General features: G+C 51.8%; 15 protein-coding genes. 8 read left to right on the top strand and 7 right to left on the bottom strand.

The window, feature by feature from the left end:
• Position 1 precedes the first annotated feature (1 nt).
• A complete protein-coding gene (locus tag ACVXHP_RS16490) occupies positions 2–1,072 on the top strand; it encodes a sn-glycerol-3-phosphate import ATP-binding protein UgpC (RefSeq protein ID WP_447571823.1) in 1,071 nt (356 codons plus the stop codon).
• Entirely contained in the window at positions 1,069–1,812 is a 744-nt protein-coding gene (ugpQ, locus tag ACVXHP_RS16485; RefSeq protein ID WP_316128521.1) for a glycerophosphodiester phosphodiesterase, read from the top strand. Before ACVXHP_RS16490 ends, ugpQ begins: the two co-directional genes overlap by 4 nt.
• On the opposite strand, the gene ACVXHP_RS16480 is transcribed toward ugpQ, so the two are convergent.
• Positions 1,809–2,249, bottom strand: a complete 441-nt coding sequence (locus tag ACVXHP_RS16480; RefSeq protein WP_103769558.1) for a DUF2756 family protein — start codon at positions 2,247–2,249, stop codon at positions 1,809–1,811. The genes ugpQ and ACVXHP_RS16480 overlap by 4 nt on opposite strands.
• Positions 2,250–2,367: 118 nt before the next feature.
• On the opposite strand from ACVXHP_RS16480, the gene ggt reads away from it, so the two are divergent.
• Positions 2,368–4,113, top strand: coding sequence for a gamma-glutamyltransferase (gene ggt, locus ACVXHP_RS16475; RefSeq protein ID WP_201287298.1), 1,746 nt, complete (start codon positions 2,368–2,370; stop codon positions 4,111–4,113).
• Between the two features lie 44 nt (positions 4,114–4,157).
• On the opposite strand, the gene ACVXHP_RS16470 is transcribed toward ggt, so the two are convergent.
• The 5 genes from ACVXHP_RS16470 to yhhY form a co-directional block, all read right to left on the bottom strand.
• Positions 4,158–5,192 (bottom strand): phosphotriesterase family protein, encoded by a 1,035-nt coding sequence (locus ACVXHP_RS16470; RefSeq protein WP_447571822.1) that lies wholly within the window; start codon positions 5,190–5,192, stop codon positions 4,158–4,160.
• Positions 5,189–6,160: a DMT family transporter gene (locus tag ACVXHP_RS16465; RefSeq protein ID WP_001038958.1), complete on the bottom strand. Its 972-nt coding sequence runs from the start codon at positions 6,158–6,160 to the stop codon at positions 5,189–5,191. The genes ACVXHP_RS16470 and ACVXHP_RS16465 overlap by 4 nt, the downstream gene beginning before the upstream one ends.
• 53 nt (positions 6,161–6,213) lie before the next feature.
• On the bottom strand, positions 6,214–6,975 hold the full coding sequence (locus tag ACVXHP_RS16460) for a glutamine amidotransferase (RefSeq protein ID WP_069323784.1): 762 nt from the start codon (positions 6,973–6,975) through the stop codon (positions 6,214–6,216).
• 15 nt (positions 6,976–6,990) lie between these two features.
• Positions 6,991–8,205, bottom strand: coding sequence for a PfkB family carbohydrate kinase (locus ACVXHP_RS16455; protein ID WP_200008736.1), 1,215 nt, complete (start codon positions 8,203–8,205; stop codon positions 6,991–6,993).
• A gap of 264 nt (positions 8,206–8,469) precedes the next feature.
• The gene (gene yhhY, locus ACVXHP_RS16450; RefSeq protein ID WP_304702720.1) at positions 8,470–8,958 is read right to left on the bottom strand and encodes an N-acetyltransferase; all 489 of its coding nucleotides are present in this window, start codon (positions 8,956–8,958) and stop codon (positions 8,470–8,472) included.
• 418 nt (positions 8,959–9,376) lie between these two features.
• Here yhhY and ACVXHP_RS16445 point away from each other — a divergent pair, with 418 nt between their 5' ends.
• The 5 genes from ACVXHP_RS16445 (at position 9,377) to gntU (ending at position 14,370) form a co-directional block, all read left to right on the top strand.
• Complete coding sequence (locus ACVXHP_RS16445) at positions 9,377–10,414, top strand: oxidoreductase (RefSeq protein ID WP_038634954.1); 1,038 nt, start codon at positions 9,377–9,379, stop codon at positions 10,412–10,414.
• 123 nt (positions 10,415–10,537) lie between these two features.
• Positions 10,538–11,233: a quercetin 2,3-dioxygenase gene (gene yhhW, locus ACVXHP_RS16440; RefSeq protein WP_005121602.1), complete on the top strand. Its 696-nt coding sequence runs from the start codon at positions 10,538–10,540 to the stop codon at positions 11,231–11,233.
• Between the two features lie 129 nt (positions 11,234–11,362).
• Entirely contained in the window at positions 11,363–12,358 is a 996-nt protein-coding gene (gene gntR / locus ACVXHP_RS16435) for a gluconate operon transcriptional repressor GntR (RefSeq protein ID WP_008786351.1), read from the top strand.
• A gap of 141 nt (positions 12,359–12,499) precedes the next feature.
• A complete protein-coding gene (gene gntK / locus ACVXHP_RS16430; RefSeq protein WP_003023475.1) occupies positions 12,500–13,030 on the top strand; it encodes a gluconokinase in 531 nt (176 codons plus the stop codon).
• A complete protein-coding gene (gntU, locus tag ACVXHP_RS16425; RefSeq protein ID WP_200008733.1) occupies positions 13,030–14,370 on the top strand; it encodes a gluconate transporter in 1,341 nt (446 codons plus the stop codon). Before gntK ends, gntU begins: the two co-directional genes overlap by 1 nt.
• Positions 14,371–14,476: 106 nt before the next feature.
• Here gntU and yhgN read toward each other — a convergent pair whose 3' ends face one another.
• Positions 14,477–15,070, bottom strand: coding sequence for an NAAT family transporter YhgN (gene yhgN / locus ACVXHP_RS16420; protein WP_003023480.1), 594 nt, complete (start codon positions 15,068–15,070; stop codon positions 14,477–14,479).
• Positions 15,071–15,187 lie beyond the last annotated feature (117 nt).

Here is a 15,187-nt window from a genome sequence, read left to right as displayed (position 1 = left end):
AATGGCAGGACTCAAACTACAGGCAGTAACCAAAAGCTGGGACGGCAAAACCCAGGTGATTAAACCGCTAACGCTGGATGTCGCGGACGGGGAATTTATCGTCATGGTCGGGCCATCCGGCTGCGGCAAGTCTACGCTGCTGCGGATGGTGGCTGGGCTGGAGCGGGTCAGCGGCGGCGATATCTGGATCGATAATAAGCGCGTTACCGAGATGGAGCCGAAAGATCGCGGCATTGCGATGGTCTTCCAGAACTATGCCCTCTATCCGCATATGAGCGTGGAAGAAAACATGGCCTGGGGGTTGAAGATCCGCGGAATGGGTAAGGAGCATATTGCCGAGCGGGTGAAAGAGGCGGCACGTATTCTCGAACTGGGTGAACTGCTCAAACGTCACCCGCGCGAACTTTCAGGCGGTCAGCGTCAGCGCGTGGCGATGGGGCGGGCAATTGTTCGCGACCCGGCGGTATTTCTGTTCGATGAGCCGCTTTCTAACCTCGATGCCAAGCTGCGCGTACAGATGCGTCTGGAGTTACAACATCTGCATCGCCGACTGAAAACCACCTCGCTGTATGTGACGCACGATCAGGTTGAAGCGATGACCCTTGCCCAGCGGGTGATGGTGATGAACAAAGGCATTGCCGAGCAGATCGGTACGCCGGTTGAAGTGTACGAGAAACCGGCCAGCCGCTTTGTGGCGAGCTTTATCGGCAGCCCGGCGATGAACCTGCTGGATGGGCGCATTAGCGCTTCGGGTACGCATTTTGAACTGGATGACGGCATGGCCTTGCCCATCGCCAGGAACGTCCGGGAGTATATTGGGCGTAACATGACGCTGGGTATCCGCCCGGAGCATATTGCGTTAAGCTCGCAGGCCGATGGCGGTGTGCCGTTGGTTGTCGATACGCTGGAAATGCTGGGCGCGGATAACCTGGCGCATGGACGCTGGGGCGAACAAAAGCTGGTGGTGCGACTGGCGCATCAGCATCGCCCGACGGCAGGCAGCACGCTATGGCTGCATCTGCCGGAAAATCATTTGCATCTCTTTGATGGCGAAACAGGACAACGCGTATGAGTAACTGGCCTTATCCCCACATTGTCGCCCATCGCGGCGGCGGTAAGCTGGCACCGGAAAACACCCTGGCGGCGATCGACGTGGGGGCGCGATACGGGCACACCATGATTGAATTTGACGCTAAGCTGTCGAAAGACGGTGAGATCTTTCTGCTGCATGACGACAATCTGGAACGGACCAGTAACGGCTGGGGCGTGGCGGGCGAGTTGAACTGGCAGGATCTATTACGTGTGGACGCAGGCGGCTGGTTTAGCGGTGAGTTTAAAGGTGAACCGTTGCCGCTGCTCTCGCAAGTGGCCGAGCGTTGCCGTCAGCACGGTATGATGGCGAATATTGAAATTAAACCCACAACCGGCACCGGAACATTAACCGGCAAAGTTGTGGCGCTGGCTGCACGTGAACTGTGGACGGGAATGACGCCGCCGCTGTTGTCGTCTTTTGAAATTGACGCGCTTGAAGCGGCGCAGCAGGCGGCCCCAGAACTGCCGCGCGGTTTACTGCTTGATGAATGGCGTGACGACTGGCGTGAGCTGACCACGCGGCTCGGCTGCGTCTCGATTCATCTTAATCATAAGCTGCTGGATGAAGCGCGCGTGGATGCGCTGCGCGACGCAGGGCTACGTATTTTGGTTTATACCGTCAACCGACCCCAGCGCGCGGCGGAACTGCTGCGCTGGGGAGTGGACTGCATCTGTACCGATGCCATTGATACGATAGGACCGGATTTCCAACCCTATTAAGGCCCAATCGTTTTTAACGGAACGTTAGGCTGCGGCGTGCTGGAGGGCTTCAGCATGTCGCCGTTCTTTTTCTCCGACAGCATATGTTGCTTATTCAGCGAGCTATCCGGATTACGGGTTCCGTTCAACATGCCACCGTTGCTGTTGGGCAGCATTTGCTGTTGACCCGAATTCAACTCGCCAGGCTGAGACTGAAGGACTCGCTGGGAGTTCGTGTTGATTTGGTTTTCCATATGCTGTTGCTGCATGCGGGTTTGCGTTTGCAACTGCTGGTTGAGCATCCCTTTTTGCTGAATTTGCTGCGTTTGCATTTGGGTCTGCATACGCTGCTGGCTCGGGATCTGATAACCCGGTTGATTCGGGTTATTCATGGTGTTGATGGGCTGTGCAAAGCCTGCAAACGGCAATAGCATGGCTAAAAGTAAGAGTCGTTTCATCGCTTTTCTCCTCTCGGGGATCGTTTAAGTTTACTCCTTTCTCGCCGTTACGATGATTATTTCAGAGTTATGCACCAGGCTTAGTGGGGGCCGACCCCCATACATCTGGAGAATAACGATGATAAAACCGACGTTTTTACGCCGGGTAGCCATTGCTGCTCTGCTCTCAGGAAGTTGTTTTAGCGTTGCTGCCGCGCCGGCAGCGCCACCACCGGTATCCTACGGTGTCGAGGAAGATGTGTTCCATCCCGTGCGCGCGCAGCAGGGAATGGTGGCCTCGGTGGATGCATTAGCCACCCAGGTCGGGGTGGATATTCTCAAACAGGGGGGCAATGCCGTTGATGCCGCCGTCGCCGTTGGTTACGCGCTGGCGGTGACGCATCCGCAGGCGGGGAACCTGGGCGGCGGTGGTTTTATGCTGCTGCGCACCAAAGACGGTAACACGACGGCGATTGATTTTCGTGAAATGGCGCCAGCTGCCGCGACCCGCGATATGTTTCTCGACGATCAGGGTAACGCCGATGCGAAAAAGTCGCTGACGTCGCATCTGGCATCCGGTACGCCGGGTACCGTGGCGGGTTTCTCGTTGGCGCTGGAGAAATACGGCACGATGCCGCTGAATAAAGTGGTGCGTCCGGCGATGAAGCTGGCGGAAGAGGGTTTTGTGGTTAACGATGCGCTGGCCGACGACTTAAAAACGTACGGCAGCGAAGTGATCCCTAATCATGAGAACAGCAAAGCCATTTTCTGGAAAGACGGCGAGCCGCTGAAGAAGGGCGATAAGCTGGTCCAGAAGAATCTGGCGAAAAGCCTGGAAATGATTGCCGAAAACGGCCCGGATGCGTTTTATAAAGGGGCGATTGCCGACCAGATTGCCGGAGAAATGCAGAAGAACGGCGGTCTGATGACTAAAGAGGATCTAGCCAGCTATAAAGCCGTTGAGCGTACGCCAATCAGCGGTGACTATCGCGGGTATCAGGTCTTCTCCATGCCGCCGCCATCCTCGGGCGGTATTCACATCGTGCAAATTCTCAATATTCTTGAAAACTTCGACATGAAGAAGTACGGCTTTGGCAGCGCTGATGCCATGCAAATCATGGCGGAAGCGGAAAAATACGCCTATGCCGACCGCTCAGAGTATCTGGGGGACCCGGACTTTGTGAAGGTGCCGTGGCAGGCGCTGACCAACAAAGCCTATGCGAAAACGCTGGCCGATCAAATTGATATCAACAAGGCCAAACCTTCCAGCCAGATTAAACCGGGCAAGCTCGCCCCGTATGAAAGCAACCAGACCACCCACTTCTCGGTGGTGGATAAAGACGGCAATGCCGTGGCGGTGACCTATACCCTGAATACCACCTTCGGCACCGGGATTGTGGCGGGTAATACCGGTATTCTGCTCAATAATGAAATGGACGATTTCTCTGCCAAGCCGGGGGTGCCGAACGTATATGGACTGGTGGGCGGTGATGCTAACGCGGTCGGTCCGAAGAAGCGTCCACTGTCGTCTATGTCGCCGACTATCGTGGTAAAAGACGGGAAAACCTGGCTGGTGACCGGCAGCCCTGGCGGGAGCCGAATCATCACTACCGTGCTGCAAATGGTAGTAAACAGCATTGATTTCGGAATGAACGTCGCCGAAGCGACCAACGCGCCGCGCTTCCATCATCAGTGGTTACCGGATGAACTTCGCGTCGAGAAGGGCTTTAGTCCGGACACGCTCAAGTTGCTGGAGCAAAAAGGACAGAAAGTGGCGCTGAAAGAGGCAATGGGCAGCACGCAAAGTATTATGGTTGGACCGGATGGTGCTCTGTATGGCGCCTCTGACCCGCGTTCCGTGGATGATTTAACGGCGGGATACTGATTTTTAATACCAGGCCCGGTGTCAGGCACCGGGCTATTTGCAGATTATGCCGTGAGTAATCGGGCTGGATTATCAATACAGAGCTTGCGAAGAGTATCTTTGTCTACTCCACGGGCAGCCAGATAGGCGAGGAAGACATTCGGTACAAACCCCCAGCCATTTCCGCCATTTTTCGCCCACATCTGTTTGAGAAAAACGTCATGGCTTAAAACGATTTGGTCGGCGTAACCTAACTCAATCAGATGTGCTACCGCATCAGCTGTCTCCTGAACGCCCGGCGCGACACCTTCTTTTGGGAAGGTAATGTCCAGACCAATCATGTCAAATTCAAGCCATACGCCGCGGTCGAGCATTTTACGTTGATAGGCGACATCTTTTCCTGAAGGGTCCGAATGCGCCAGCGAGACTTTTGCCGGAGAGACGTTCATTTCTTCCAGCACAATATCCAGCACCTCATCCCCCAGTCGCAGCCACCCCGGCATATGGATATTCATCGCCGTGTGGGGGTTGTTACATTGTGCCAGAGACGCTGCCCGCAGGCTGTTACGCTCCGCGTGGGTAAAAGCAGGAGATACGCCGATTTCACCGATCATGCCCGCGCGAATATCCGTCTCACCAATACCCTGATTCAGTTCTTTATCAATGAGTGAGGCTAACAACTCGACAGGTTTATGGATCCGGGAGCTTTCAAATTTCTCCAGATAAGGTCCTGAGGACGCAACGATATTCAAACCCGTTTTTAAGGCAACTTCTCGTAGCGCTGAGGCGTCCCGCCCAATGGATTCTGATCCCGTGGCGTCGACAATCGTCCTGCCGCCTAAGGACATAAAGTTATTGATTTCAAAGATAACATCATCAATCTCTTTTCTGTCCATGTTATCAGCGCAGCAGTATGGGTCGTGTTTCAGCCCCCACTGCAGGTCAGCACTGACTTTCTTTCCCACCAGTTGCTGTGAAAAAGCATAATGTGGCTCGTCAACGACCGATGACAGATCGTTAAACAGATGCTCATGCGGTAGCGTCAGACCCATATCAGTATGCGCCACCGGGCCAGTTACGGTTTGCAGGAAACCTTTCATCCTGACACCTCCATTTTTTGCGCCATTTTGGATGCTCTGTATTCAGGGATGGTGGTAACAATCGCACCGACTAACGCGAACAGCGTACCGATGATGGTGACCAGATAGACCGTATTGCCTAATGAAGGGATCAATTCATCAATTAGCACTGAGCCAAGCAGTTGGCCTGCTGTTGACGCTACGCCCAGCATCAATAGCCCTAAGCCTCTCACCAGAATCGCCATCAGCCCGATGGACAGCAGACCCAGCGGGCCACCGAGATACATCCACCATGTATCGGGTAACTGGACGGTGACATGTCCTAATGCGATACGTATCGCCAGCGCTGCGCCCAGGACACAAAAGCCGACGATGAAGTTCCATGTAATGGACACCAGCATGGAGCCCGTTGCCTCGGCGACTTTAGCATTCCCCGCAGGCTGCCAGCCAGCGAGTAGCCCTGCCAAAAAGGGGAGGATAGCGAGCAGGATAAACGAGGTTGAGTGCCACTGTGGAGACACGACAAAAACGGTGGCGATAACGGCAAACAATGCGCCAGTAATACGCCATGGCGTAAAATATTTCTTCTCATCCACACCGACGCCAAAACGGTCGCACAGCAGGCCGGAAAGGAGCAGGGCGGAAATTAATGCCGTTTGAAAGGTGGCTACACCCAGCGCGCTGGCGGATGCGCCTTCAGAAAATACAACCATCGCTCCGCATAATCCTGCAAACCAATTCCATAGCGGGATTTTTCTCTTTTTAATCAGCGTAGGGATCGAGGCGAATTGCTGGCGTGTTTCTTTGCGCGCAACAATAATAAAAAACATGACGACCAGACCGCTGGCAAACGAGATTACTGCGCAAGCATTACCGTCTTGTAACCAGTGTCCTAACTGCCCATTAACGGCAGACTGCATCGGGGAAAGCATACCGGCTAAGATGGTGGCAAGCATCAGTAAGGGGGTTGAGTACTTATTCTTGTTCATACATCAATCCTTATATTTTATAAAAGGAGTAACTTTCGTTACTCCATTGTTTTTTATTTTCTGGCGATGAATTGAAGCGTGTTGACCCACAGGTCGGTATAAAATGGCCATGACATAAACTGCTGGGTTCCCCAGTGTGGGGAGCAGTCACTCATAAAGCAGGCGGTTTTACCCTGTTGGTATTCACCGAACACTAACAATGGGTCATTATTTATTGTTAATACGACATCGGCATCGTCCCTGGCGACGACCTGGTTATATCCAAGAAATACCGGGTAATCTGAGAATCCGTTAACAACAGGATGTTCAGGTGAGGCCGCCTCAGCATAGATACCCTCAGGCTTTTCTACCCGGTCATCGCCATCAAGCATAATAACTGGCAGAACCTCAGCAAGAACGGTATTCTTATAATTGGCTTTTGCCTCAATACCCATAAATGACAGATAGCCGCCAATCATGAGTAGTCCACCGCCATTTTTGACGTACTCTTTAATTGATTCCAGAGCGTTTGGCTTTATTTTCAACTGATAAAACGTCTCGTTTTGCAACAGGAAGGTATTGCTGCCAATGTCGCTAATAACAATAACATCGTAACGGTTTAACTCATCAATGCTCTCTGGAAATGCAATTTGTACCGTGTGGGCAGGCATGTAATCAATTTCAACGCCGCCTTTTCTCAAGCATTCCAGTAACCATGTTGCGCCTTCTTCATATTTACTGGAGGTGAAGCTGTCATAACCTTTTGAATGAATCATGTGAATATGCCAGGATTCTCCAATAAAGAGCACATTTAGTTTTTTCTGCGTATTGTTCATAGTCTGCCCCTTGATTTAGTGAGTAGAGATAGTTTGTTTGTAATGTGAACCCTGAATGCGATGAAGAACGGATTCGTTTTCCGGCATATCAGAGGCATTAGGCGTTTCAACCGCAAGTGAGGCAAATGCGCTGGCGTAGCATAATGCGGATGCCAGTGATTTTCCTTTGGCAAGGCCAGACGCGAGGGCACCATTGAAAGCGTCGCCAGCGCCAGCGGTATTTTTTACAACTGCCGGAAATGCCGGGGAATAGATGAATTGTGTTCCGTCATAAGCGAGAGAACCTTTGCTACCTAACGTAATAATGGTATTTTTGACGCCTTTCTGATGAATAATCTTCGCTGCACATTTGGCTGATTCGATATCATTAACCGCCATATTTGCCAGCAGGCCTGCTTCTGTTTCATTGGGCGTGATATAATCGATGTTATCAATGATGGTATTAACCATTTCATTGTATGGCGCTGGATTGATAATGACCGGTATGTCATTTTTTTGTGCGAGACGAATTGTTTGCTGCAGTGCTTCGTAATTCGTCTCCAGTTGCACAAGAACAATATCTGAATGAACAATGGCTTCTTTCTGAATGGTGATTTCATCAGGGGAAATTGTCATGTTGGCGCCAGGGTAGATAGCGATGACGTTATCTCCGGTATCTCCATTGACCATGATGGTTGCTGTACCTGTTTGTGTTTCTTTGCTCTGGTAGATAACACTTTTATGAATTTTTGATGAGTTTATAAAATTAATGGCGTAATCACTAAAATGGTCTGACCCTACTTTGGTAATAAAATGCACATCAGAATCGGCATAGCTTGCCGCTAATGCCTGATTACATCCCTTACCGCCGGGTGAAAAAATAAATTTATCGGCAAGTAATGATTCTCCCGTCGAGGGTAATCTCGGTAGGTAACTGATAATATCAACATTGAACGAGCCAATAACACATACATTATTTTTCATGGCAGAGAGACCTTTTTTTATTTTCTGCGCTGATTCATATTTTTCCAGCACATAAGCGATTTCATTTTTTGCAACGTTATCAAGAGAATCAAGGGTAATAAATGCACCACCATGACAGCGAGTGAGATATCCCTGTCCGGCAAGTTCATTGAGATCTGAACGAATAGTTTCCTTTGTTACCTTGAGACTTTTCGCCAGATTTGAAACTTTTACAACTCCCGAAATACTGAGTTCCTTCAATATTCTATGATGGCGTTCAAATTTCATTTTTTACCTCACCGTGGTTAAATTAATCCCAGGGGAAGTATATTGTTGTGATTGTCACCATAAAGTGATGGCAGAAACCAAAAAAAAACAAAAATGTAATATTAATACTGCTGAATTTACGGAAAAAACGGTGATAAAGCTTAAAGTGGCAATAACCATGAAATTCAGATGGTTATTGTTTTTATATAGGGGAAGTTGGTTGCAATAACGGGAATGTTCTGAAGGTTTGTGACGTTTCGCCCCACAAGGTGGGGCGGGGAAGCTTTATTTCACGCGCGCCATAAAGTACGCATCAACGTACTCACCGTTGCGCAGACCGTATTTCTTACCGGTGCCTTCGATTTCAAAACCGTACTTCTTATAGACCGCCACGGCGGGCTCGTTATCAACAAATACCGTCAACTCAATACGGTCGACGCGCAGCCAGTTATCGCACATGTCGATCATCGTGCGGATCAGCGCGCTGGCGACACCGCGGTTTTGCCAACGCGCGTCAACACAAATACCGAAATCAGCGACGTGGCTGCGGCGCGGGCGCTGGGCAACAGCAATGGAAAGATGCCCCACGACGATATCATCGATGCAGGCAACCAGCTGTTTGATCCCCGGCTGATCGGCGAGTCGCGTTTGCCACATCTCCATGGAAGGATGAGGAACCTGTAGCGTGTTGTGGTACACCTCCGGCTGGGCGTGGATCTGACGAATTACGTCGTAATCTTTAGGTTCAGCGTGGCGTATCACTATCTCACTCATTCCTTATCTCCTGCAGGGTTAATTGAGCATTTACACTCGCTGAGAAAGAAAATTCCGTCAACTGCATTTTTTTGCAAAAAGAAGTGGACAAGTGCGAATGAGAATGATTATTATTGCTCTGCGTTCAGGGGAACCCCTACGGAGAACCTGAAAGCACGACATTGCTCACATTGCTTCCAGTATTACTTTAGCCAGCTTTTGCTGGCTTTTTTTTTGCGTTTTGTTTCAGCCTGGCTTACTTGTCATTTTGTCCCCGGGATGATGCCGGATGGCGCTTGCGCTTATCCGGCCTACGGCAGAGACCTGGGTTTTGTAGGCCGGATAAAGCAACGCCGCATCCGACACGATGACAGGATGGATTCAGTCTCCAGCCGCTTTGCGCTATGGTGTAGACAATCACCTTCAAAAGGATCGTCTCATGACCTTACACTGCGCATTTATTGGATTCGGTAAAAGCACCACCCGCTACCATCTCCCTTACGTTCTGAATCGTAAAGATACCTGGCATGTCGCACATATTTTCCGTCGTCACGCTAAACCGGAAGAGCAGGCGCCGATCTATTCCCACATTCACTTCACCAGCGATCTGGATGAGGTGTTGGGCGATCCGCAGGTAAAATTGGTGATCGTCTGTACGCATGCAGATAGCCATTTTGAATACGCCAAACGCGCGCTGGAAGCGGGTAAAAGCGTGCTGGTTGAGAAACCGTTCACGCCGACGCTGGCGGAAGCAAAAGTGTTGTTCGAACTGGCGCGAAATAAGGGGCTGACCGTCACGCCGTATCAGAATCGTCGTTTTGACTCCTGTTTTCTCACTGCTAAAAAAGCGATCGAGAGTGGCAAACTGGGCGAAATAGTGGAAGTTGAAAGCCATTTTGACTACTACCGACCGGTGGCGGAAACCAAACCAGGCCTGCCGCAGGACGGCGCATTCTATGGTCTGGGCGTACACACCATGGATCAAATTATCTCGCTGTTTGGGCGTCCCGACCATGTAGCCTATGACATTCGCAGTCTGCGCAACAAAGCGAACCCGGATGATACCTTTGAAGCGCAATTGTTCTACGGTGACCTGAAAGCCATTGTGAAAACCAGCCATCTGGTGAAAATCGACTATCCGAAGTTTATCGTTCACGGCACCAAAGGTTCGTTTGTGAAGTATGGTATCGACCAGCAGGAAACCAGCCTGAAGGCCAATATTATGCCCGGTGAACCCGGTTTCGCCGCTGACGATTCTGTTGGCGTGCTGGAGTATGTCAATGATGATGGCGTTACGGTGAAAGAAGAGGTGAAACCGGAAGTGGGGGACTACGGTCGCGTCTATGATGCGCTGTACCAGACGCTGACCGTCGGTACACCTAATTACGTCAAGGAATCTGAAGTTCTTACCAACCTGGAAATCCTCGAGCGGGCCTTCGAACAGGCATCTCCTGCCACGATAACTCTCGCTAAATAGCCCTTACAGACTCCTCTGGGCTTGTTCATATTTTTTGAACAGAGGAGTCAATTTTCACCCTCTATGATCCCAGGCGGATTGAGTCCACACTTACTCCATCGAAAACATCTGGGGGTGAACATAATGATCTATTTACGCAAAGCTAACGACCGTGGCCATGCTAATCATGGTTGGCTCGATTCCTGGCATACCTTTTCTTTTGCCAACTACTATGACCCGAACTTTATGGGGTTCTCGGCACTGCGCGTGATTAATGATGACGTGATCGACGCAGGTCAGGGCTTTGGTACTCACCCCCATAAAGACATGGAAATCCTGACTTATGTGCTGGAAGGCGCGGTGGAGCATCAGGACAGTATGGGCAATAAGGAGCAGGTTCCGGCCGGTGAATTCCAGATTATGAGCGCCGGGACGGGGATCCGTCACTCGGAGTACAACCCGAGCAATACTGAGAAACTGCACCTGTATCAAATCTGGATCATGCCGCAGGAAAACGGTATTACGCCACGCTATGAACAGCGCCGTTTCGATGCGGTTCAGGGCAAACAACTGGTGCTGTCGCCGGATGCCCGCGATGGTTCGCTGAAAGTGTACCAGGATATGGAGCTGTACCGCTGGGCGCTGCTCAAAGATGAGCAGTCGGTACATCAGATTGCCGCCGAGCGCCGCGTCTGGATCCAGGTGGTAAAAGGCAATGTCACCATTAACGGAACCAAAGCCACCACCAGCGATGGCCTGGCAATCTGGGATGAGCAGGCAATTTCGATTCATGCCGATAGCGACAGCGAAGTGTTGTTGTTTGACCTGCCACCAGTCTAACGTGCTGTAACCTGATGTAGGCCGGATAAGACGCGAAAGCGTTGCCATCCGGCTTTTCATCGTTTGTCATTAATTCCGCACGTCCGTGGTAAACTGGGGAAATCTATCCCTTTTTAACGCTTCAGGACGATGAAAAAGAAAAGACCCGTACTTCAGGATGTAGCCGACCGCGTGGGCGTGACCAAAATGACGGTCAGCCGCTTTTTGCGTAACCCGGAGCAGGTCTCCGTGGCGCTGCGGGGCAAAATTGCCGCTGCACTTGATGAGCTGGGTTATATTCCCAATCGCGCTCCTGATATCCTTTCTAACGCCACCAGTCGCGCTATCGGCGTGCTGTTACCTTCTCTCACCAACCAGGTTTTTGCTGAAGTGTTACGCGGCATTGAGGCCGTCACCGACGCGCATGGTTATCAAACCATGCTGGCGCACTACGGCTATAAGCCCGAAATGGAGCAAGAGCGCCTCGAGTCGATGCTGTCGTGGAATATCGATGGTCTGATCCTCACTGAACGTAGCCATACACCCCGTACGCTGAAAATGATCGAGGTCGCGGGTATTCCGGTCGTTGAGCTGATGGACAGTCAGTCCCCGTGCCTGGATATCGCCGTCGGTTTTGATAACTTCGAAGCCGCGCGTCAGATGACCGCCGCTATCATCGCCCGTGGACACCGTCATGTTGCTTATCTTGGCGCGCGTCTTGATGAACGTACTATCATCAAACAGAGGGGCTACGAACAGGCTATGCGCGATGCCAATCTGGTGCCGTACAGCGTGATGGTGGAGCAGTCTTCATCTTACTCATCCGGTATTGAACTTATCCGCCAGGCGCGGCGTGAATATCCGCAACTGGACGGTGTGTTCTGTACCAACGATGACCTGGCGGTAGGGGCGGCATTTGAATGTCAGCGTTTAGGGCTGAAAATCCCTGACGATATGGCGATTGCCGGTTTCCACGGCCATGATATCGGTCAGGTAATGGAGCCGCGTCTGGCGAGTGTGCTCACGCCGCGTGAAAGGATGGGCAGCATTGGCGCAGAACGCCTGCTGGCGCGCATCCGAGGTGAAGCAGTCACACCTAAAATGTTAGATTTAGGTTTCACCTTGTCACCGGGTGGATCTATTTAAGCCAACAACTTTGAAGTAGCTCACACTTATACACTTCGAGCACGAATGGATATTGCTTCTCTATTTATCCGGCTGGACAATGTTACCGATAACAGTTACCCGTAACAATTTCCTGATTCTTGTACCAGTGGGGGCAACGCTTTGAGCACGACTAATCATGATCACCACGTTTACGTTCTGATGGGCGTATCGGGCAGCGGTAAATCTGCTGTCGCCAGCGAAGTGGCGCATCAACTGCAGGCCGCGTTTCTTGATGGCGATTTTCTCCATCCGCGCAGCAACATCATGAAAATGGCTTCCGGTGAGCCACTCAACGATGACGACCGTAAACCGTGGTTACAGGCGCTGAATGACGCCGCCTTTGCGATGCAGCGTACCAACAAGGTGTCGCTGATCGTTTGTTCCGCGCTGAAAAAAGTCTATCGCGATCAGCTGCGCGACGGTAACCCGAACCTTTCATTCATCTACCTGAAAGGCGATTTCGACGTAATCGAAAGCCGCCTGAAGGCACGTAAAGGCCACTTCTTCAAAACGCAAATGCTGGTAACCCAGTTCGAAGCGCTGGAAGAACCGGGGGCGAATGAAAATGATGTTCTGGTGGTTGATATCGATCAGCCGCTGGACGGTGTGGTAGCTAGCACCATTGAAGTGATTAACCAGGGCAGTAAGTAGTGACTACATTAACGCTTGTTTTAACAGCAGTAGGGTCTGTTTTGTTACTGCTGTTTTTGGTGATGAAGGCGCGTATGCACGCCTTTGTTGCTTTGATGGTGGTGTCCATTGGTGCAGGTCTCTTTTCCGGTATGCCGCTTGATAAAATCGCGGCGACCATGGAAAAAGGGATGGGAGGCACGCTCGGCTTCCTGGCGATCGTGGTGGCGCTGGGGGCGATGTTTGGCAAGATTCTGCATGAGACCGGCGCGGTCGATCAGATTGCCGTCAAGATGCTGAAATCTTTCGGTCACAGCCGCGCGCATTATGCGATTGGCTTGGCCGGCCTGATTTGCGCATTACCGCTGTTCTTTGAAGTGGCGATTGTGTTGCTGATAAGTGTGGCGTTCTCAATGGCGCGTCACACCGGAACGAACCTGGTGAAGCTGGTCATTCCGCTGTTTGCGGGCGTGGCGGCTGCCGCGGCATTCCTGCTGCCGGGACCTGCGCCGATGCTGCTGGCTTCTCAAATGCACGCTGACTTTGGCTGGATGATCCTGATTGGCCTGTGCGCCGCGATTCCGGGCATGATTATCGCCGGGCCGTTGTGGGGCAATTTCATCAGCCGTTACGTTGAACTGCATGTACCGGAAGACATTACCGAACCGCATCTGGGCGAAGGCAAAATGCCCTCCTTTGGCTTCAGCTTATCGCTGATCCTGCTGCCGTTAGTGCTGGTTGGCCTGAAAACCATCGCCGCACGCTTTGTGCCGGTTGGGTCTTCAACCTACGAATGGTTCGAGTTTATCGGTCATCCGTTTACCGCGATTCTGGTTGCCTGTCTGGTGGCGATTTACGGTCTGGCAATCCGCCAGGGCATGGCAAAAGATCGGGTGATGGAGATCTGCGGTCACGCGCTGCAACCGGCGGGGATTATTCTGCTGGTGATTGGTGCGGGCGGCGTGTTCAAGCAGGTGCTGGTTGATTCCGGCGTTGGCCCGGCATTGGGTGAAGCGTTAACCGGTATGGGGCTACCCATTGCCATTACCTGCTTTGTGCTGGCTGCGGCGGTACGTATCATTCAGGGGTCCGCGACCGTGGCCTGCTTAACGGCGGTCGGTCTGGTGATGCCGGTGATTGAGCAACTGAACTACTCCGGCGCGCAGATGGCGGCGCTGTCTATTTGTATCGCAGGCGGCTCAATCGTCGTCAGCCACGTTAACGACGCCGGTTTCTGGCTGTTCGGTAAATTCACCGGCGCGACCGAAGCGCAAACGCTGAAAACCTGGACGATGATGGAAACCATCCTCGGTACGGTCGGCGCGATTGTCGGTATGATTGCTTTCCAGCTGTTGAGCTGAGTCTTGTTGCCCGGTGGCGCTTGCGCTTACCGGGCCTACAAACGAGCACACATCCACATCGTAGGCCGGGTCAGGCGAAGCCGCCACCCGGCGTAATATGAGTGCGTCACCCCTTCATCCACATCCGTACGCCATCGAGGAACATCTGGGTTGCCATCATCACCAGAATCAATCCCATCAGACGTTCCAGCGCGTTCACTCCTTTCTCGCCCAGCAGGCGTAAAAACAGCGACGACTGCAGCAGAATCACAAATGTCCCACCCCAGGCGATCAGCAGCGCAATCACCAGATGCCCCATTTGGTTCGGATACTGATGTGATAACAGCATCAACGACGCCAGGATTGTCGGTCCCGCCACCAGCGGGATTGCCAGCGGTACGATAAACGGTTCTTCGCCTGCCGGAAGCCCGGTGCTGTTCCCGGTCGCGCTGGGGAAAATCATCTTAATGGCGATCAGGAACAAAATGATGCCCCCGGAAATCGAGACGGTTTCTGCCCGCAGGTTAAGAAATGCCAGAATTTTCTCGCCCGCAAACAGGAATATCAGCATCACCAACAACGCAATGAACAGCTCGCGAATCATAATCGCGCGACGGCGTTTTGGTTCGGTATGTTTCAATACGGACATGAAAATGGGCAGATTTCCGAGCGGATCCATAATCAGGATCAATAAAACTGCCGCTGAAATGATTTCATTCATAACTCAAATTCCCTGATAATTACCGCGGACTTTCTGCTTGCTTGCGCAGCGGGATAAGTCGCATTACTGATGGCTTCGCTATCATTGATTAATTTCACTTGCGACTTTGGCTGCATT

It is taken from the genome of Citrobacter freundii complex sp. 2025EL-00176, assembly GCF_053309355.1.
The sequence above is the reverse complement of the archived record's forward strand: the minus strand, read 5'-3'. Positions and strand labels throughout refer to the sequence as shown.

What these genes read in the sequence shown, in the direction of transcription:
- yhhY (WP_304702720.1), bottom strand. Translation starts at nt 8,958, where the DNA reads ATGAGTGAGATAGTGATACGCCACGCTGAACCTAAAGATTACGACGTA.
- gntR (WP_008786351.1), top strand. Translation starts at nt 11,363, where the DNA reads ATGAAAAAGAAAAGACCCGTACTTCAGGATGTAGCCGACCGCGTGGGC.
- ugpQ (WP_316128521.1), top strand. Translation starts at nt 1,069, where the DNA reads ATGAGTAACTGGCCTTATCCCCACATTGTCGCCCATCGCGGCGGCGGT.
- ACVXHP_RS16465 (WP_001038958.1), bottom strand. Translation starts at nt 6,160, where the DNA reads ATGAACAAGAATAAGTACTCAACCCCCTTACTGATGCTTGCCACCATC.
- ACVXHP_RS16455 (WP_200008736.1), bottom strand. Translation starts at nt 8,205, where the DNA reads ATGAAATTTGAACGCCATCATAGAATATTGAAGGAACTCAGTATTTCG.
- ACVXHP_RS16460 (WP_069323784.1), bottom strand. Translation starts at nt 6,975, where the DNA reads ATGAACAATACGCAGAAAAAACTAAATGTGCTCTTTATTGGAGAATCC.
- ACVXHP_RS16490 (WP_447571823.1), top strand. Translation starts at nt 2, where the DNA reads ATGGCAGGACTCAAACTACAGGCAGTAACCAAAAGCTGGGACGGCAAA.
- ACVXHP_RS16480 (WP_103769558.1), bottom strand. Translation starts at nt 2,249, where the DNA reads ATGAAACGACTCTTACTTTTAGCCATGCTATTGCCGTTTGCAGGCTTT.
- ACVXHP_RS16470 (WP_447571822.1), bottom strand. Translation starts at nt 5,192, where the DNA reads ATGAAAGGTTTCCTGCAAACCGTAACTGGCCCGGTGGCGCATACTGAT.
- ACVXHP_RS16445 (WP_038634954.1), top strand. Translation starts at nt 9,377, where the DNA reads ATGACCTTACACTGCGCATTTATTGGATTCGGTAAAAGCACCACCCGC.
- ggt (WP_201287298.1), top strand. Translation starts at nt 2,368, where the DNA reads ATGATAAAACCGACGTTTTTACGCCGGGTAGCCATTGCTGCTCTGCTC.
- yhhW (WP_005121602.1), top strand. Translation starts at nt 10,538, where the DNA reads ATGATCTATTTACGCAAAGCTAACGACCGTGGCCATGCTAATCATGGT.
- yhgN (WP_003023480.1), bottom strand. Translation starts at nt 15,070, where the DNA reads ATGAATGAAATCATTTCAGCGGCAGTTTTATTGATCCTGATTATGGAT.